The sequence below is a fragment of the Neobacillus sp. NRS-1170 genome, assembly GCF_050468025.1.
The window spans coordinates 32,594-50,180 of sequence record NZ_JBITPF010000032.1; the positions used below are offsets into that span (position 1 = coordinate 32,594).

General features: G+C 39.7%; 19 protein-coding genes. 10 read left to right on the forward strand and 9 right to left on the reverse strand.

The genetic code is table 11. The features are described from left to right. Window positions 1–187 precede the first annotated feature (187 nt). Window positions 188–2,098, reverse strand: a complete 1,911-nt coding sequence (locus tag ACIFOT_RS14880; protein ID WP_430066047.1) for a YhgE/Pip family protein — start codon at window positions 2,096–2,098, stop codon at window positions 188–190. A 208-nt stretch (window positions 2,099–2,306) separates the two neighbouring features. On the opposite strand from ACIFOT_RS14880, the gene yyaC reads away from it, so the two are divergent. The 3 genes from yyaC (at window position 2,307) to ACIFOT_RS14895 (ending at window position 5,584) form a co-directional block, all read left to right on the forward strand. Next, a complete protein-coding gene (gene yyaC / locus ACIFOT_RS14885; protein WP_430065798.1) occupies window positions 2,307–2,891 on the forward strand; it encodes a spore protease YyaC in 585 nt (194 codons plus the stop codon). Between the two features lie 145 nt (window positions 2,892–3,036). Beyond that, window positions 3,037–4,305 carry an MFS transporter gene (locus ACIFOT_RS14890; RefSeq protein WP_430065800.1) on the forward strand — a complete coding sequence of 423 codons (1,269 nt, stop codon included), beginning with the start codon at window positions 3,037–3,039 and terminating at the stop codon, window positions 4,303–4,305. 178 nt (window positions 4,306–4,483) lie between these two features. Continuing rightward, window positions 4,484–5,584 (forward strand): AbrB family transcriptional regulator, encoded by a 1,101-nt coding sequence (locus ACIFOT_RS14895; protein WP_430065802.1) that lies wholly within the window; start codon window positions 4,484–4,486, stop codon window positions 5,582–5,584. Between the two features lie 32 nt (window positions 5,585–5,616). Here ACIFOT_RS14895 and ACIFOT_RS14900 read toward each other — a convergent pair whose 3' ends face one another. After that, window positions 5,617–6,111 (reverse strand): N-acetyltransferase family protein, encoded by a 495-nt coding sequence (locus ACIFOT_RS14900; protein WP_430065804.1) that lies wholly within the window; start codon window positions 6,109–6,111, stop codon window positions 5,617–5,619. Window positions 6,112–6,244: 133 nt separating this feature from the next. Here ACIFOT_RS14900 and ACIFOT_RS14905 point away from each other — a divergent pair, with 133 nt between their 5' ends. After that, entirely contained in the window at window positions 6,245–6,958 is a 714-nt protein-coding gene (locus ACIFOT_RS14905; protein ID WP_430065806.1) for a DUF421 domain-containing protein, read from the forward strand. 49 nt (window positions 6,959–7,007) lie between these two features. On the opposite strand, the gene ACIFOT_RS14910 is transcribed toward ACIFOT_RS14905, so the two are convergent. Beyond that, complete coding sequence (locus ACIFOT_RS14910; RefSeq protein ID WP_430065808.1) at window positions 7,008–7,229, reverse strand: hypothetical protein; 222 nt, start codon at window positions 7,227–7,229, stop codon at window positions 7,008–7,010. 83 nt (window positions 7,230–7,312) lie between these two features. Continuing rightward, on the reverse strand, window positions 7,313–8,269 hold the full coding sequence (locus ACIFOT_RS14915; RefSeq protein ID WP_430065810.1) for a S8 family peptidase: 957 nt from the start codon (window positions 8,267–8,269) through the stop codon (window positions 7,313–7,315). 264 nt (window positions 8,270–8,533) lie between these two features. Between ACIFOT_RS14915 and ACIFOT_RS14920 the strand changes: the two genes are divergently transcribed. The 5 genes from ACIFOT_RS14920 (at window position 8,534) to ACIFOT_RS14940 (ending at window position 12,316) form a co-directional block, all read left to right on the forward strand. Continuing rightward, the gene (locus tag ACIFOT_RS14920; RefSeq protein ID WP_430065812.1) at window positions 8,534–9,055 is read left to right on the forward strand and encodes a J domain-containing protein; all 522 of its coding nucleotides are present in this window, start codon (window positions 8,534–8,536) and stop codon (window positions 9,053–9,055) included. 202 nt (window positions 9,056–9,257) lie between these two features. Beyond that, on the forward strand, window positions 9,258–9,443 hold the full coding sequence (locus tag ACIFOT_RS14925; protein WP_430065814.1) for a hypothetical protein: 186 nt from the start codon (window positions 9,258–9,260) through the stop codon (window positions 9,441–9,443). A gap of 302 nt (window positions 9,444–9,745) precedes the next feature. Beyond that, complete coding sequence (locus ACIFOT_RS14930) at window positions 9,746–11,719, forward strand: M6 family metalloprotease domain-containing protein (protein ID WP_430065816.1); 1,974 nt, start codon at window positions 9,746–9,748, stop codon at window positions 11,717–11,719. A gap of 313 nt (window positions 11,720–12,032) precedes the next feature. Further along, window positions 12,033–12,176, forward strand: coding sequence for a hypothetical protein (locus ACIFOT_RS14935; RefSeq protein WP_289983279.1), 144 nt, complete (start codon window positions 12,033–12,035; stop codon window positions 12,174–12,176). A 5-nt stretch (window positions 12,177–12,181) separates the two neighbouring features. Then, complete coding sequence (locus tag ACIFOT_RS14940) at window positions 12,182–12,316, forward strand: hypothetical protein (RefSeq protein WP_430065818.1); 135 nt, start codon at window positions 12,182–12,184, stop codon at window positions 12,314–12,316. A 44-nt stretch (window positions 12,317–12,360) separates the two neighbouring features. Here ACIFOT_RS14940 and clpP read toward each other — a convergent pair whose 3' ends face one another. Both clpP and ACIFOT_RS14950 read right to left on the reverse strand, forming a co-directional pair. Beyond that, the gene (gene clpP, locus ACIFOT_RS14945; protein WP_430065820.1) at window positions 12,361–12,945 is read right to left on the reverse strand and encodes an ATP-dependent Clp endopeptidase proteolytic subunit ClpP; all 585 of its coding nucleotides are present in this window, start codon (window positions 12,943–12,945) and stop codon (window positions 12,361–12,363) included. 27 nt (window positions 12,946–12,972) lie between these two features. Beyond that, entirely contained in the window at window positions 12,973–13,647 is a 675-nt protein-coding gene (locus ACIFOT_RS14950; protein ID WP_430065822.1) for a sigma-70 family RNA polymerase sigma factor, read from the reverse strand. 255 nt (window positions 13,648–13,902) lie between these two features. On the opposite strand from ACIFOT_RS14950, the gene ACIFOT_RS14955 reads away from it, so the two are divergent. After that, a complete protein-coding gene (locus ACIFOT_RS14955; RefSeq protein WP_430065824.1) occupies window positions 13,903–14,643 on the forward strand; it encodes an HAD family hydrolase in 741 nt (246 codons plus the stop codon). A gap of 44 nt (window positions 14,644–14,687) precedes the next feature. Here the strand turns inward: ACIFOT_RS14955 and ACIFOT_RS14960 are convergent, their stop codons facing one another. The 3 genes from ACIFOT_RS14960 to ACIFOT_RS14970 form a co-directional block, all read right to left on the reverse strand. Then, window positions 14,688–14,828 carry a YrzI family small protein gene (locus ACIFOT_RS14960; protein ID WP_430065826.1) on the reverse strand — a complete coding sequence of 47 codons (141 nt, stop codon included), beginning with the start codon at window positions 14,826–14,828 and terminating at the stop codon, window positions 14,688–14,690. Window positions 14,829–15,195: 367 nt separating this feature from the next. After that, complete coding sequence (locus ACIFOT_RS14965) at window positions 15,196–15,912, reverse strand: response regulator (protein ID WP_430066049.1); 717 nt, start codon at window positions 15,910–15,912, stop codon at window positions 15,196–15,198. Continuing rightward, the gene (locus tag ACIFOT_RS14970; RefSeq protein WP_430065827.1) at window positions 15,875–17,506 is read right to left on the reverse strand and encodes an ATP-binding protein; all 1,632 of its coding nucleotides are present in this window, start codon (window positions 17,504–17,506) and stop codon (window positions 15,875–15,877) included. The genes ACIFOT_RS14965 and ACIFOT_RS14970 overlap by 38 nt, the downstream gene beginning before the upstream one ends. Window positions 17,507–17,587: the final 81 nt, after the last annotated feature.

Here is a 17,587-nt window from a genome sequence, read left to right on the forward strand (position 1 = left end):
GGCTACATAACCGTAAAGGCTGTATTCTAAAGATTTGGGTCACGTAGACGGCTCCTACGTGACCCAATAAGGTTTATTCTCATGATTTCGGTCACTTAAATGGCTCCTGCGTAACCGAAAATTCCAGTTAGTAAGAAAACGGTTACGTATTCCACCCATTCAAAAAACCAGCAATGCCCCTTTTTCATTAAGCTTCCTTCAAATAAGCCTGTTTTTTCAAAAGCAATCTTATCACCAACAACGTCAAAATAACCGCAGCGACCAAATAAATCACCAACGCTGTCACGTCATTACGGAGTATGTGGTAATCCCCAGTTGAAATAATCGCACGGAAGCCTTGGACTGTATAGGACATTGGCAGCAGCGAATGGAGCGTTTGTAAAAACCTTGGCGTGAGCTCGATCGGAAAAGTTCCTGCACTAGAGGTCAACTGCAATACCAGCAACACAATCGCTAGAAATCTCCCTGCATTATCCAAAGCAATCACAAGCAGCAATATGATAGACATAAACATTAAGCTTGCCAGAAAGGTAAATAGGTAAAGGTAACCCTGATTCACAGGGTCCAAGCCAATTAATTTTATTAAAAATAGATTGGTTATGACGCTATGAAAAATAGAAATAAAAGCAAGTATTACCCATTTGGATAAAAACCAGGCCATCGCCGACGTCGGCTGGGTGCTTGTTAACCGAAACGGGAGGATCGTGGAAAGTAAAAGAGCCCCGACAAACAAACTTAAGGAAAGGAAATAGGGAGCTAACCCCGTTCCATAGTTCGGAACACTATGCACCAATTGCTCTTTAAGCCTGACCGGATTAGACATCATCTCATAAATAGGCTGTCCCGAATGTATTGCATGAATTTGTTTTGCTCCTTCCGTCAATTTATCCGTTAATTCCTTGCTTCCGGAAGCAAGCTTCAATTCACCATCTTTCAAGGATTGCAAATGGCCAATCACGCTATTCCACCCATTATAGACATTTGTCGCCCCAGTGGAAATCTTTGCTTGTGCAGCAGCTAATTGCTTGGCACCACTTGAAAGGTCCTTCAATTTAGCAGCAATCGTGGCTGATCCCGAACTAAGTGTTCCTGTACTTTGAGCAGCTTTATTCAAACCTTGATTAAAAGTGATAAAATTCGAATTAAATTTATCTAGACCACTACTGAGACTATTACTAATTTGGACCATTTGTTGATAGGCAGTGTCATTGGCAGATGCAGGGTGGCTAGTTGCATACCCTTCCATCGCTTGACTTAGTTGCTTTGAGCCATTCACAAGCGGACCTATTCTAGAAGCAAGTTGCGCAGAACTGCTATTTAACTGTTTTAATCCACTTTCCAATGTGCCAATACCACTATTAATCTGCCCCATCCCAGATTGTAATTGTGCCGCACCATCGGATAATTGTGTGGCAGCACTGCCTAATTTTTCTGCTCCGCTTGACAGCTGACTTAATGGCTCGACTTGCTTTTGCATGCCGCTGATAATTTCCTCGGTCCCTGACGTTAAATTGTTCAAGCCTGCAGTAATTTGACCTGAACCTTGACTTGCTTCATTCAATCCCTCCCCGACCGATTTGATATTGCCAAAAACGACTTCCGCATAATTTTTGCTGATTTGCTGGGCTAACTTTGTTCTAATCTTATCGACGGCATTTCTTCCAATTTGCGAGGCAATGAAATTGCTCCCCACATTCACCTTATAATAGAGATTAAGCGGTGTCGGTTTTTGCGCGGTTAGCGTCGTGGCCCTTATGGAAAAATCACGGGGAATATAAATTTCAAAGTAATATTGATTATTTTTTATGCCTTTATCCGCCATTTCTTTACTGACAAAGTTCCATTTAAAACTTTTGTCCGTCTTCAATTCCTTAACCAGATCATCACCTATCGCATACGAGCTGCCTTTATAATCGACTTTTTCGTCATCATTAACAACCGCGACCGGCAGTCTTTCTAAATGAGCGTATGGATCCCAGTTCGCCCATAAATAAGTTCCACTATATAGGATTGGAACAAATAAAATCACAATTAACGCTATCATCAGCTTGGGATTTTTAATAGTTTGTCCCCATTCATGTCTAATCCAGGAAAACATAGTCAATGATTATACACCCTCTACTGTCATATCATACTTTTCATTATTTGTATGAATTGGTAGATTTATGTGCATTGAAAAGAATGACATAAAAATAAAGGGAATTTCCCGTTTTCATGGAAGGATTTTATTAGATAAAAACAGAATATTAAAACATCTATTCATTTCGATAAGCGAAATAGGAAGAAAACTAGGTGGTGTGTAATAGATGGATTTGCTAAACTCACAGAATAATAGAATTATTCCTTACAATCATAAGCTGGCTCCGCTCTTTATTCGCAACACCTTACATTCCCTAATTCCAGAAGGAACAAAGCATATATATGTCGTTGGAATTGGTTCAAATAGGATAAGCGGTGACAGCCTTGGTCCGTTTGTAGGGACCTTGCTTTCTAACTTGTTTCCTAGCCACTTAACTGTATTAGGAAATCTTCAATCTCCTATGGATGCCAAAACCCTAATTCCGGAATTTACCCGGCTTAGCCTTCCAGAAAAAAGTTTTGTTGTTGCGATTGATAGTGTTCTAGGTTCAGTTGGAATCGTAAATTCAATTGTCGTTCGAGAAGGTTCCATGCTTCCAGGTGCAGGTCTTGGAAACCAGCTTCCTCCTATCGGCGACTGCAGCGTGATGGGAGTCGTCCTAGAAAATGATCCATCTATCGAGACTTCTTTATTTTACACAAACCTCCACCTGATCTATACGATGGCTGTTAATATTGCAAAAGGAATTTCACTTTCGGTTCGGCAGTATTTTAATTATCCTTCAAACCACCCGATCCTGCTTCATCATTAATATCAATTATCCCTGTTTACACAGGGATTTTTTTTACTAAAAAAAAATTTTCTGTGTAAACGCAACCAATTTTCTTACAAAATTCATTTATAAAAAAATTAGAGTATAATTGGAAGGGAATAAAAGTAAACAGGGGTAGAGATCATTGGATAAACAAAATAGCAGGTATCGTTGGGTGGTTTTCGCCACCGTCTTGTTCACTTATTTTTTAATCGTGAGCCAAAGGACAGCACCAGGATTAATTTCCGATCAATTAATGAAAGATTTTAATATTACTGCAGCAACTATCGGTCTCTTGACCAGTGTACAATTCTTGGCCTATGCTGGGCTGCAGGTTCCCATTGGTATCCTTTCTGACCGGTTTGGTCCTAATGTGTTTTTAATCGTTGGGGCGATTCTCAATGGGTTAGGAACGCTTCTTTATAGTCTGGCAACAAATGAATATATCCTCCTTCTTGCCAGATTGATGGCGGGTATGGGTGATGCGACGATTTGGGTGAATTTGGTTATAATTATGAGCCAATGGTTTAAAGTAAGAGAATTTGTCAGCTTACTGGGATTCGCCGGGATGGCCGGAAGCTTTGGTTTCTTAATGGCTACCGTTCCTTTTTCCGCTTGGATCACCTTATCTGGCTGGAGAACTCCTTTTTTCATAACAGGAATCATATTATGTTTAAGTGGGCTTCTTTTATATGTTGTTCTCGTAAACAAACCAAAGAAAATTTTTACGAACGCTGCTTTATCAGTTAAAAAAGAGAAAAAGCGAGAAAATACGGTTGTTTTATTAAGACGGATGTTTTCCGATCGACAAGCCTGGGCAACCTTTTTATGTCATTTTGGCGTGGTTGGTACGTATGTTGGATTTATCGGTTCTTGGGCAGTTCCTTATGGGATGCATGTGTACGGGATGAGCCGATCGGACGCAAGTCAGCTGATAATGATTGGTTTAGTTGGGGCAATTATTGGTGCTCCGCTAACAGGCTGGATTTCAGGTCGGCTGAATTCCATAAAAAGACCTTATATCTTTGTCCATCTTATTGTTTTTATAAGCTGGGTTGCGTTCATTTTATTTAATGGGAAGCCATCCCATAGTATGCTTGTGGTTCTTTTCTTTATCATTGGTTATGGAAATGGTGCCAGCTCGTTGACCTTTGCGGTTGTCCGCAAATCGTTCCCAATGAAAGAGGTGGGAGTGATTTCGGGGTTTGCGAATACAGGTGGATTTACAAGTGCGGTGCTTCTGCCAATTATTTTCGGAAAGGTTTTAGACCATTTTCATGCGGCCGGCAGCAGTGTTGGCTATCACTATGGGTTTATCATCCCCGTCCTGTTTTCGATGGTCGGCTTAATTGGCGGAATTCTTATAAAAGAACAACGTCAAGAAGCCAAGCAGCCGAGTGAAATGTTGGCTTAGGTTATTCGTGATTTATAGCTTCATTGCCCGTTGGGTGAAAAAGTTTGCTTCCTCGGGCAATGAAAGTCCATTTCATTTACCGTTGTGCCTAGAAGCAGCCTCTCTCGGGCAATGAAAGCCCGAAACAAAGGAAATTAAAGATTAATATAAAATTTTTTTTAAGACAGAAGGGTTTCTATTGAAGAATTTGGCAATGAACACGGAGGACAAAAGAATACGTTTTGTGATTACTCTGGTAACTGCCTTCGTTGGCGGAATTATTTTCACCATCCTTCATACCCCTATACCATGGCTGCTAGGTCCGATGACTGCTGTCCTGTTTGGTGCAAGGTTGGTGAAACTTCCATTATTCTGGCCAAGCTACATACGTGATACCGGGCTAATCTTTGTGGGCTATTCCATAGGACTGTCGTTCACAAAAGACGCACTGTTGCAAATTCTTGAAAAGCTTCCTTCGATGCTCCTCATGACTGTAACTCTTGTGGTATTTTGCGCGGGAATTGCTTTTGTTGTCTCCAAACTTACCGGTGTAGATTATCCAACGGTGCTAACTGGCAGTATTCCGGGTGGTCTTTCACAAATGATTACCTTTGCCGAGGAAGTCAAAGGAATTGATCTCACAACGGTTACCTTCCTTCAGGTGGCAAGATTATTAATGATCATTTTCTTTGTTCCCTTTCTGATTTTAGGACCTTTTTTTAAAGAAGCTAACTCAGCTCCGGTTGCAGATTTTATTCATAAGTCAGCTGCATTTTCTGGACCTATTTTTCCAACCATTCTTTTGTTTGCGGTTGTCTGTGTGCTTAGTGCTTTTCTTGGAAAAAAACTTAGGTTTCCAACTCCATTTTTGTTGGGGCCGATTATTGGGACTGCCGTCATGAATATATCTGGACTAAATGGGCCTCCCCTTTCCCCAACGATCTTGGATCTATCACAATTCTTGATTGGCGCCTACATCGGATTGTTATTAAAACCGGAAAAATTGCCGCACAAAAGCAAAATGATTACCCTTGCGCTTATTAGCGGCATGGTAATGATCCTTGGCTCCATCGGCTTAAGCTTACTGCTTGTTTTCCATTACCATATTACTCCGTCCACAAGTTTTTTAAGCCTAGCACCCGGCGGTATGGATCAAATGGGTATTCTCGCCCATGAAGTGCATGCCGATTTATCAATGGTAACCGGGTATCAATTATTCCGGCTCCTATTTATCTATTTTGCGGTTCCACCGATATTGAAGTTGTTTTTTAGGGTGCGGAGGAAACCGAAGCAAATATAAAGCGGTGTTCACATGGAACACCGCTTTATTTATTATAGAGTTTTATAATATAAAACAGTCGTATGCAGTTCCCCATTTGCTGACTTGGCAAAGTTCGGGATTCGCCCTGCTTCGATAAATCCTAGTGATTGGTAAAGAATATTGGAGGGGTCTCCTTCTCTTGTATCTAGAACTAACAATGACCGGCCTTCTTGTAATGCCCGTTTCTTTGCTTTTTGCATTAGTGCACGGCCTAAACCCTGCCGCCTAAAGTCAGGGTCCGTTATGAGCTTGGCAATTTCGGCTCTATGTAAACCGTTTGGTTTCGTGCATAAATGTAATTGAACACTCCCTACAATCCGATTGTTAATTTTAGCCACAAATAAAATCACACCAGGCGATGAAACTGTTTCCCAATACTCCCTAGATTGTGATAGTTCCATTGGCGGCAGAAAGCCTACGGCCGCACCATCATCGACTACTTTCACCAATAGCCGGGATAGCTCCGAAATAGATTCCTCAATCGAATCCAATTCCTCAATGATCAAAATAAACACCTCCCCTTTCATGATAACTCACAGCATCAACCCGAACTACAAATATGGCAGATTTTCTTACATTTTAATTACCTTTTTAGCCCATACTGAAATAGGAACAATTAAAAGTGAAGGATGAAGTAGATTGCATGTTGTTTTTGAAGCGATTATCCGTACATGTATTGCCTATATAGTTTTACTGGGCGTTTCATTATGGGTGGGAAAACAGGTAAATTCTCATACAAATTATTATAATTTTGCTTTGTCTATCACGATAGGCTCTTTTATTGCGAACATGGGGTTTGATACGAATCTCCACTTCGCTCCGATGATCTCTTCTTTCCTTGCCCTTATTTTAATCTATTTTTTCTTATCCCTTATTTCTGCAAACAGTCGGCCATTTCGCAAGTGGCTATCCGGGCAGCCCACTGTCATCATTGATAATGGGAAAATTCTTGATGCCAACATGAAAAAAATAAGATATACCTTGGATGATTTAAATCAGCAGCTTCGGGAGCAAGGAATATTTGATTTATTTGAGGTGGAATATGCGCTTTTAGAGGTGAGCGGCAAATTATCAGTATTGAAGAAAACACAATACCAAAATGTCAGTAAAAAGGACGTTAATCCAGCAGCTAATTTAAATGAAAACGTTATGCTGCCAAAGGAACTCATTATGGACGGAAAGTTAATAGAGAAGAATTTTAACCATAATTTTTCAAAAAATTGGCTGGATCAAGAATTAAAATTAAGAAGTTTAGAAATCAAGGCGGTTCAATATGCCGTCATTTCATCCAATGGCAGTCTATTTATTGATTTATTTGACGATCATTTGAAATCACCGTTAGACACCGAATGAAAATGGCTGCCCTAACTACTGGCAGCCACTCTTATTTAGACTCTATTTTTTAAAAGGTAAATCTGCGACCAGTTAACAAACTGAATAAGGCGATAATTAACGCGATACGAATAGCCAATCTTACGATGCGGCCTCTGATTCTAGTACGCAAAATGATGCTGTCGCCGCCAACATATTCTAGTGTTCCAGTAAAGGTCCCATTATTCGTCACAACTTCTACTTCTTCACCAACAAGCTTATGTGCAAAGTCTCGAAAACTTTGTGAGCTCATGCAAATCAACTCCTTTCATTTCTATTAAATGAATTTTTCATAGAAATGATTGGGTATTTGCAGGACAAACTTAATTAAAATTGCTAGACATTGACAACATTCGTTGTTTCATTGAATACGTCCACTAGATAATCTACGGCTGTTAAATAGACCATCCCATTACCTTCGAGCTTAGGAGAATATCCTAACGGGACCGTTCTCCTAATTAATTGGGCATATAGTTCTGGTTCTGATAGATTTCTCTCGAATGCCTGATTTGACAAAGATTTTATTAGAGCCAGTGCCCCGGAGACATGTGGTGTTGCCATTGAGGTGCCGCTAAGTTTAGCATAATTCCCCTTCAAATAAGTAGATAAGATATTTTCACCGGGTGCCACCACATCGACCTCTTTATTAGAATTACTAAAATCGGAAATATGACGTTCAAGGTTGATCGCTCCTACACTTATAACCTCATTATAGGATCCTGGATATTCGAATTCATCTGTAGAACCTTGTCCATCCCCTTCATTTCCTGCAGCAGACACGACGAGAATATTATTGGCTACCGCTTTTTGGATGGCTTCGTGTAATTCCGGTACATCCTCTGGTCCGCCGAGGCTCATCGAGATGATATCTGCCTTTTGTTCAATAGCATAATAGATTCCATTGATAATCCAGTCATATTGACCAGAGCCATTTTTATCAAGTACTTTTACGATTAATAGATTCGCTTCAGGGGCAACTCCGACTACGCCCTTCTGGTTGGCGGTTGCTGCGATGGTCCCGGCAACATGTGTTCCGTGCCCATTGTAATCCTTATAAATCGTTTTGTTTGCTTTGTCATCATTTGTAAAATTGCATCCGCCAATAATCCGTTCCTTTAAGTCAGGATGCGTGAGATCACAGCCTGTATCCAAGATCGCTATGGTGATCCCCTTCCCTTTTGTTTTTTCCCAAACTTTCGGGGACTGAATCATTTCTACCCCTTTTGGTACCTCGGTTACTTCTTCAACCTCTGCCATTACCTGGTACGGAATCAAGCGTACTTTTCGCTCCATCGTATTCCCCCTAACAGATTTTATGGAAGCCAACGCATGATGATAGTAATAGTTTAACAATTCTGAATCTATTAAAATAGATTCCTTTGGACTGTTTTTCCTCCATTCACTTGTAATATAGAGACAAATGATTAAAATGGACAGGCTGTAAAAATTACGAAAAGTAAATTTAATCAAATTATTATACTTTGGTAAACTACTAAAAAATTATCTATGGTACATTGAATTTAGCATTTTACTAAGTTAGAGATAAGAGTTGAGAACATGCTTAATGTGAAAGAAGTAACCAAATTACTTGGTGCCGAGGGTATTACTGCGAGCGAGCAAATGGTTATCCGCTGGATCCTCGATGGAAAATTAAAAGCGAAACGTACTACAAATTTAAACATTGACTACGTGATTAAACCCAATGATTTGGCTTCCTTTATTTTAGAAAAAATAATAGAAGAAAATCGCAGAAAATTTGGTGTTGATTACCAGGATTGGGAGAAAACCTTCAAGGAAAACCAGAAATTGAAAGATAAGATTGAGGAGTTAAAAAGTAGTTTCCGTATCGAGCAAGCGAAAGTGCGATCATTGAAAAAAATGCTGCAGGCAGAATATGCTATATCAGAACCTGCTTCTATCAATTATCAGTCATTATTAGGATTAGAAGCCCATGCTGAAAAAGATTTAGTGAAGAAGGAGTTTAAAAAACTACTAAAAGCATTACATCCTGACCGCGGCGGTGACGATCGGCTTTTTAAGGTGTTCTATGAACACTATGAAGCGGCAAAAACGAATTAGCAATAATATTTTTCTACAATTGAAAGGAAATACATAATGGATGGTGTCGTTTTATGCAAGATTTTTACTATCTTGATAAAAATCTCGGGCTATTTGTAGATAAGTTTTCTAAGATGCTGGCAGGAAAAACTAACCACAATCGAAAAATATTAAGAAAGACAAATCAGATGTCTTACTAATAAGTTGAAAGGTGGTCATTGTCTTGGCTATGGAAATAACCCTACAACAAATTGTCGAAGGAATCCCGAAGTCCTTGTTAAATGCATCTGATAGAGATTTGGAAGGTTTCCAAAACATCATTGATGAAACGATTAAGTTAAGAGAAGCGCATCGAAACCTGCAAAAAATGGTGAAAAACTTCTCCACGACTACCATTCAGCGCTCATAAAAACGATATGTAAAACGGAAGGTGAAAGTCACCTTCCGTTTTTTTTCGTTCAATTACTTTACATCTCATTGCCTCGCCGGCGATTAATTCCTTTGCTCGTTTTCAACTTCAAAAGCGTGGACAAATATTAGTGTTTTTTACCTATTTTTTTATACTCATTTTCTACTAGTCTTGTTTTTCTAAATATCCTATTAATAGGGAAATAATCCTTATTTTTACATTTTTATTTATTTTTATATTCGAAATAATCAGAAAATGCTATTATTTTCCTGTACATATAAAACATTGGGGGGGTTGAATTTTTGAAAAGAACTCTAGTATTTTTGATTAGTTTTTTACTAACAGCCATTTCAACGACAGCGTACGCAGAACAGCCTGGATTATCAGATTTTCCAGAACCCATTGATTCCCAGTCCTGGGTCCTGCCTCGAGATATGTCCTGGAGTGATTACCGTCCTGTTCCCGGTATTGACTGGAATACCGCGGATATTCAGCCGGAAAGAGTTATTAAAGGAGCATTAATAATCGTAGATTTCCCCGACCGCGATTTTATTTTAAGTCAGCCAGAAGGTTCGGAGATAGCCGGTAATCCAATTAGCACTGGAAAAGTGCCTCGTGATCAGCTTGGCAAATGGTGGGAGGATTTCCTTAATAAACCTTCTGCATTAAACAACTATCGCACAGTAAACGAATATTGGCAGGAAAATTCTTTTGGCAAATGGAAAATTGAGCTGAAAGCATTTGGTCCCTATCGAATGGATGGAAATGAATTTGAATATGGACTGAATGAGTTTGGTCAGAAGGTTAATATGCCTGAAGGCTACACAGGTAGAAACCTTCGGTCAGAAGCCGTTCAAAAGGCACTTACAGACATTAACGCTTCTGGTGAGAATTTTGATTTTAGGTTTATTGTTCACTCAGGGTATGATGAATCTGGCGTTTGGCAGGAGCTGGGCGAAATGATGTTCCAAAACGCGGAATCCGTAACCGCTCCTTTTGGACCTAATGTTACTGGCATGCCAAATTCGGCCGTTACTCGTTATGTCCCTTGGACTTCCTGGTATGCAGCAAAAGGTATTTGGTCAAGCGCCGGCGGTGGCACCTCTATCCAAGGTGAAAATGATGGAATGGGTACTTTCGCACATGAATTCGGCCATATTATGAGCCTTGGCGATAACTACAACAATCCATATGGTGTTCCCGTTTCCCGTACTTATTCTGGACCTTGGGAGTTAATGAGCCGCGGCAGCTTCAATGGCCCAGGCGGCCCGCACACAAGATGGATGGTTCCATCCACATTGGGTGCATCGGCCCCGTCACATCATATGCTCCGGAACAAAATCAAGCAAGGCTTCCTAGCACCTGATCAATATCTAAGTTTAGATCGTGACAGGCTTGCCGAAAGCGGTCCTGTCTTTGCGGATATTATTTCGCGTGAGGTGCCGACCGGCAGTCAATTTGGACGCACGGGTCTTCACGGTATTAATATCAGCATGGTGGACAATACACCGACGAACTCACTGACTAATGATTGGCGTGCTGACATGCAGAAAGGTGCCAAATGGTACAATAATTACACCCTCGAAGTTGTTGATAGAGTCGGATACGATTCATTTGTCCCAGACTCTGGAGTATTATTGGCGAAAACAAAGAATACCGAGTCTGCTCCAAACATTTGGGTCATTGATTCGCATAAAGAGGATATCAATCTGGTCGACTTTAAACGGCCGGACGGTACAACTGCTATGCTGTCTAAAGGTGATTATCAGCAATTAGCCGATTCTCTTTTCAAGGCTGGTACCGGGGCTGGAGTTGTTAGTGAATATAAGGATGAATATAACCGTCTCCACTTCTATATTTTAGGAAAAAAATATGACGCAACTGGTGCTCTTTCCTACCGAGTTGCCGTTCGTAATATGGATGGTGCAGGTTCATTTACACGCGGAGTTGCTGTTGCAAATGGCACGTCAGAATTTGCCGCACCTGGAAGAGTCGCTGTTTATAATTTTAGTGTAACGAATACTGGAAATAGCAGTGATCTCATCCGTCTGAACGCCAAGACCCAGGCTGGCTGGGATATCATGTTGGAGAATAACGTTATCGAAGTGGAGGATGGAAAAACAGTTAATGTTCCGGTTTATGTAAAGATTCCTAAAAATAGCAAAACGGGTGTTCAACCGGTGCCTACGGATCTTACATTTACTAGTACATCAGAAACGGATCCTGCAAAATCGGCTAGCGCCACTCGACGAATTGGCGCTGGGAATGGAAAATAAGATTTTTCCCGAGGCTGAACCAAATATTTTGGTTCAGCTTTTTCAATTATGTGAAGCCTTTATTCTCGATTCGCAAATAAACTACGTGAATCCACAAATAATTTAGATAAATTCGCAAATATATCAGGTAAATTCGCAAATAATAAATAAATTTTTGTAAGATCGTATATTTTTTAATGTAATATTACACTTCAAAATAATTTATCAGCGAATCCACAAATCCCTTGTAACTTTTCTCCCTTAAATCCGAAAAAAAGCATTTCCCTGCATTCGAATTTATTTTTCAACCATCCTATAAATGGAGGTGAAATTTATGCCAAAAAATAATCCGATTGAATACTCCGGAAAGGTTCTGGATCAGCGAAATAACCTGACGGGGCCGGATGATTCGGGTAAAAACGGGTATCCAAAGGCACCAAAACACGTTGTTATACAAGAGTCAAATAGGAAGGAGTGATACGCATGGATGGAAAGTATAATACAAATGATGATGCCACGGTAGAAATGAAGAAAGCTTTGAGTAAATCACAGCCCAGAAAGAACCCGAATATGAGCGATGCTGAATATAAGATGAAATTTGAAGGAAAGAAATGCTAGTTTAAACAAGCAAAGGGCAAGGTTGAACCTGCCCTTTTTGTGTCTCATTTTGGATATAGAATTTCATCAATGATCCCATATTCTTTTGCTTCCTCGGCACTCATGAAAAAATCGCGGTCTGTGTCTCGTGCTACTTTTTCAAGCGGCTGCCCTGTCCGCTCGGAAATGATTTGATTAATATGCTCCCTTAGTTTGAGTATTCGGCGCGCGGAAATTTCGATTTCGGTTGCCTGCCCTCTCGCTCCACCTAATGGCTGATGAATCATGATTTCACTATTTGGCAGCGCATATCGTTTCCCCTTCGTCCCCGCCAGCAGCAGCATCGCTCCGAATGATGCCGCCATGCCGGTACAGATCGTTCTAACATCCGGTTTAATGAATTGCATCGTATCAAAAATCGCAAAGCCCGCTGAGGTGGACCCGCCAGGGCTATTAATGTAGAGGGAAATCTCTTTATCCGGCGCATCCGCTGCTAAAAATAGTAACTGGGCAACCACACTATTAGCCACGTGATCATTGATTTCATCCCCAATGATAATAATTCTGTCCTTTAATAACCGTGAATAAATATCATAGGAACGCTCACCGCGATTGGATTGTTCGATTACATATGGAATGGTGCTCATCATTTTTTCCTCCTTAAAGCATTTAATTGGCTATGCCGCCATACAGAGAGTGCTTGAAGGAGATTGAGATGGAGTTGGTCTTGTAACGAGATTTGTTACGTTAAACATACTTTGTATAGTTGGAATAGCTTGAATAAGAACAGCAGGGTCTTCATTTAATAACGATTCTTTAAAAAGCTCTGTAAGCTGCTCCCGCTCCTCTGCATCCCAGAAAGTATCAACTGAATGAGATTGATCTTCTTCTTTTTCCAACCGCTTTTTCGCTCGATGCAAATTGGACTTCACCGCCATTTCTGTTGTTTCTAATATGTCGGCAATTTCCTTTATTTGATATTGAAATGCTTCTTTTAACAAAAAGATGATGGCTTGCTTTGGTGTGAATTGCTCAATCAGCATTTCGACAGTCTCATCCAATTGCTGGGATGTTGATACCTTTTCTATTTCGGATTCAATCGTTTCATGCTTCCTTTTTCTGAGCAGATCAATCCAATGATTGTAGGCAATTTTGTTTAATAAAGCGGGAGACATTTTTTGTTGATATTTCAATGCTTTTAGAAATGTTTCTTGAGCGATGTCATCGCCATCCCATTTATTTTGAGCAATGAAGCGGCAATATCGCTGCAGTTTTGGATAATGCTCTTTCCAAAATAAATTCTCTCCCTGATTTGGGTCTTCTACGGGGAATGGTCTAAGCTTGTGTGACATGTTTTTTCACTCCTTTAGCACTCTCTATCCTTTAAACGTTTTAAGGCAGGGGAAAAGATACGGGTTCAAAAAATTTTTTTTATTAATATATGCGGGTTAAAATTGATTATCTAGGTAATTTACCTTTTGAATTAGGCGCTCTATTTCTCCTAATACCTATGGTGTATTTTTCTGGAGGACATTCTTTTTTTAGCATTTGGATGCTGTTTACCCATATATTTATTCTACACCACTATTAAAGGGGGAATTGATTTTATGAATCAACAAACCTTAATAATGGATTTAGATGATACCCTCATCCACTGCAGCAAATACTTTAAAGAGTCTAAAAACAAATTTGCTGATCAAATGCTGGATTGGTTTCATTCCGCAACGAAAGAAGAGATCCTCCAAAAACAGTTAGAGATTGACTTAAAAAATGTAGAGGAATTCGGCTTACATTCTTCCTTATATCCAGAATCACTCGTTTTAACCTATAAATATTTTTGCGTGAAATACGGAAGAGGAATAACAGATTGTGAAGTAGAACATATACACAGTATCGGTCAGAGTGTTTTTCAGATAGATGTGCAGCCCTTCCCTTATTTATATGAAGTATTAGAAAGGCTACAGGACGATGGCCATGATTTATATTTATTTACTGGCGGCGATAAAGAAAATCAAAGAAGGAAAATTGACCAATTAGGATTGGAAAATTACTTTGAACAGCGTGTGTTTATTTTTGAACACAAAAATTCGGACGCGTTGCAATTGGTCCTGGATGAGATTAAAACGGAGAAGAATTCCACCTGGATGGTCGGTAATTCTCTAAAAACTGATATTAAGCCAGCGATTGATCTTGGAATTAATGCCATTCATATCCCAGCAGAGTTTGAGTGGAGCTATAACATCGTGGATATAGATATTGTACCAAACGGGACTGTGGCGGAATTGCAGTCTCTGCTCCAGCTTCCGGAATATTTACGGGATTATGCTTTTTATCAGATAGCTAAATAACAGTAAAAACCTTGATTCAGTGACATGAATCAAGGTTTTTTATTTTACATAAAATGACGCATTGAAATTTGCTGGTCTTTATTTTTTTCGTACAACTTTTCAACCATTTCTTGATGGACCGCTTCATTTACACTCATTTTCCTTTTATTGATGGTAATGGTTAAGAAAAATATATTTAAAGTCATTTTTGGTTCCTCCTTTGTAAACTTTTTCCTGTATCTTTTGACTTAATTATAATGTCTGTTCCTTTTTACCGAATCGATATTGGGAAGGATTTCTTCTCCATTGTTGGTCTAAAAGGTCTATGGTACCCTGGTCGTAGAAATTAATTTAAAACGACTAGTCAGTTTATTTGATGCCCAAAAAATATATGCTCTAATTTAAATTCCTCCTCCTTAAATAGACTATATAGTCTATTTTATTTTACCTTATCTTGGAAGGTTCATCAATTATAAATAATAAAAAAGACAAGCATCCAATCAAATGCCTGTCAAAACTGTCCGCGTAGAGTGGACAAATTATTTAAAATGTCTTTTTGCGGTGCCTGACACCCTATAAACAACACATATATACCCTTTCCGGTCTTCCAACGGTTCCGTAGGCCAGGTCGGCGGCTATTTTTTCTTCGGCTACGAGGTGTTCGAGGTAGCGTCTGGCGGTGGTTCGGCTGACGCCGATTTCTTTGGCAACCCGTTCGGCTGTTAGACCCTCAGCAACTTTTTCGAGAACCTCCAGTACCTTATCGAGAGTAAGCGGGTCAATCCCTTTTGGCAAATACCCCCTCTCGCCACTTATGCCTCCCGCTCCATCGCTTTCCTTACGCAAAAGCATGTCCACCTGCTGCTGGGTAACATGGGTATTTTCCATATTAAATTGAATCAGCCTTTTATGATACTCTTGATATCTTTGCAAAGATTGCTTAAATCGCTCAAAAACGACCGGCTTAATGATGTAATCAAATACACCAATGCTAATCGCTTCCTGGACCATTTGAATCTCTTTAGTGGCCGTTATCATGATGACGTCCATTTGTTTTGCTTGCTGTTTGGTTTCCTTCAATAGCTCAAGTCCATTCATATCTGGAAAATAGACATCCAATAAAAGCAAATCCGGTTGCAGGATCTCGATTAAGGTCTTTGCCTCCACATAACTGGCAGCAATCCCAACCGTTTGAAACCCTTCCAGCTGTTCCAGAAACCGTTTTTGAATTTCAGCAATCCTTAAATCATCCTCAACAATTAACACTTCGATAGGCTTGTTTCCCGTCATTTTCATTCAATCTCCCCCTTTGCTTCGGTATCGCCACCGTAAAAATCGTTCCCTCACCCGCACTCGAAGAAAATGTAACAAATCCCCCTAAATCGTTTATCGCTTTTTGTACCAAATTTAAGCCAATTCCGGCATTACTGCCTGTATTCTTGGTTGAAAAACCTGCCGAGAAAATTTGGTCCTGATGCTTTGAATCAATCCCTTGCCCGTTATCTTCTACTTCAATAATCAGGTCTTTTCCAAGATCCGTTAAAAACAGCGAAACGCGTTTTTCATGCAAGCCATTTTCCCTAACAGCTTCAAAAGCATTATTGACTAAGTTCCCAATAATCGTCACTAATGAATCTCTGCTAATTTCAAAAGGGATATCCTTAAAACTGCTTTCTCTATCTATTGAAAGATCAATTTTTAACTCACTCGCTAAACTTACTTTCCCTAAAATGAATCCTGCAATAATCGGATCCGGAATTTCCTGCATTAAAAATTGAATAAACCCTTGGGCTACGTCCACTTCTCTTGAGATAAAATCAACCGCTTCTTTATAGGAGCCAAGCTGGATCAAGCCAAGTAAAGTGTAAAGCCGGTTGGAATATTCATGCGTCTGGGCACGAAGTCCTTCCGCATAAGCTTTTACATGTGATAATTCCTGAAGCAGCGAAGCAAGCTCGGACTTATTCCGGAAGCTGGCAACAGCTCCTACGACTATTCCCCGTTTGTTAAAAATAGGAATGCGGTTAGCCAAAAAGACGTCTCCAAAAATAATTATTTCCTGATCATACTCTGCCTGTCCTGATTTAACCACGTCATACAGCTTCGTATTTTCAATAACCTCATCGATTTTTTTGCCCCTTAGTAAAATATCATTCGGAACATTCAAAATTTTATGAGCAGTTTCATTTACTACAGTGATCCGACCACCGTTATCAATCGCAATGATCGCCTCATGAATGGACTCAAGTATCGCATGCTTTTCCTGATACATCCAGGCTATTTCCTTTGGTTCAAGTCCGAAAATGGCCCTTTTGATATTTAATGAGATTAGTATTGCAGCAATTAGTCCCCCTGCTAATATAATCAGTGTAGCAACAAAGATTTTTTGTTGTATTTTCGAAACTTCTTTTTGAATTTCAGTCTGAAGATAACCAACCGAAACAACACCAATCACCTGACCACCACTAAAAATCGGTGCTTTTCCTCTTAAAGAGGGCCCCAAGGTCCCTGTCGATTCAGTAATGACTGATTTCCCTTTAAACACAAGGTCATTATCTCCCCCAACCATTTTTTCACCTAAACGGTCCGGATTTGGATGCGAATATCGGATTTCATTCCGGTTCCCAATGACAATAAATTCAGCCCCAACTTGATGTCGAATATTTTCAGCAATAGGCTGAATTATGGCAGCTGGATTATCGGTTCGAAACGCAGCTTGTATTTCAGGCATATTGGCGATCGATTGCGCTACAGATAAGGCCTTCGAGCCGATTTCATGCTTCAGATTGGTTTCCATAATATTTTTAAAAGTAAATTCAATAATCGTTCCCATCACAATAATGAGAATGGAGATACCTAGCATTAACTTTGTATGTAATCGCATTCAACCACCTCTAACTCTATCATATTAAAAAAATCTACTATTAAAAAGAGGACAAAAAAATAAAACAGCCATTTTAAGACT

What these genes read in the sequence shown, in the direction of transcription:
- ACIFOT_RS14880 (WP_430066047.1), bottom strand. Translation starts at nt 2,098, where the DNA reads ATGTTTTCCTGGATTAGACATGAATGGGGACAAACTATTAAAAATCCC.
- yyaC (WP_430065798.1), top strand. Translation starts at nt 2,307, where the DNA reads ATGGATTTGCTAAACTCACAGAATAATAGAATTATTCCTTACAATCAT.
- ACIFOT_RS14910 (WP_430065808.1), bottom strand. Translation starts at nt 7,229, where the DNA reads ATGAGCTCACAAAGTTTTCGAGACTTTGCACATAAGCTTGTTGGTGAA.
- ACIFOT_RS14915 (WP_430065810.1), bottom strand. Translation starts at nt 8,269, where the DNA reads ATGGAGCGAAAAGTACGCTTGATTCCGTACCAGGTAATGGCAGAGGTT.
- ACIFOT_RS14920 (WP_430065812.1), top strand. Translation starts at nt 8,534, where the DNA reads ATGCTTAATGTGAAAGAAGTAACCAAATTACTTGGTGCCGAGGGTATT.
- ACIFOT_RS14935 (WP_289983279.1), top strand. Translation starts at nt 12,033, where the DNA reads ATGCCAAAAAATAATCCGATTGAATACTCCGGAAAGGTTCTGGATCAG.
- ACIFOT_RS14940 (WP_430065818.1), top strand. Translation starts at nt 12,182, where the DNA reads ATGGATGGAAAGTATAATACAAATGATGATGCCACGGTAGAAATGAAG.
- clpP (WP_430065820.1), bottom strand. Translation starts at nt 12,945, where the DNA reads ATGATGAGCACCATTCCATATGTAATCGAACAATCCAATCGCGGTGAG.
- ACIFOT_RS14950 (WP_430065822.1), bottom strand. Translation starts at nt 13,647, where the DNA reads ATGTCACACAAGCTTAGACCATTCCCCGTAGAAGACCCAAATCAGGGA.
- ACIFOT_RS14955 (WP_430065824.1), top strand. Translation starts at nt 13,903, where the DNA reads ATGAATCAACAAACCTTAATAATGGATTTAGATGATACCCTCATCCAC.
- ACIFOT_RS14960 (WP_430065826.1), bottom strand. Translation starts at nt 14,828, where the DNA reads ATGACTTTAAATATATTTTTCTTAACCATTACCATCAATAAAAGGAAA.
- ACIFOT_RS14965 (WP_430066049.1), bottom strand. Translation starts at nt 15,912, where the DNA reads ATGACGGGAAACAAGCCTATCGAAGTGTTAATTGTTGAGGATGATTTA.
- ACIFOT_RS14970 (WP_430065827.1), bottom strand. Translation starts at nt 17,506, where the DNA reads ATGCGATTACATACAAAGTTAATGCTAGGTATCTCCATTCTCATTATT.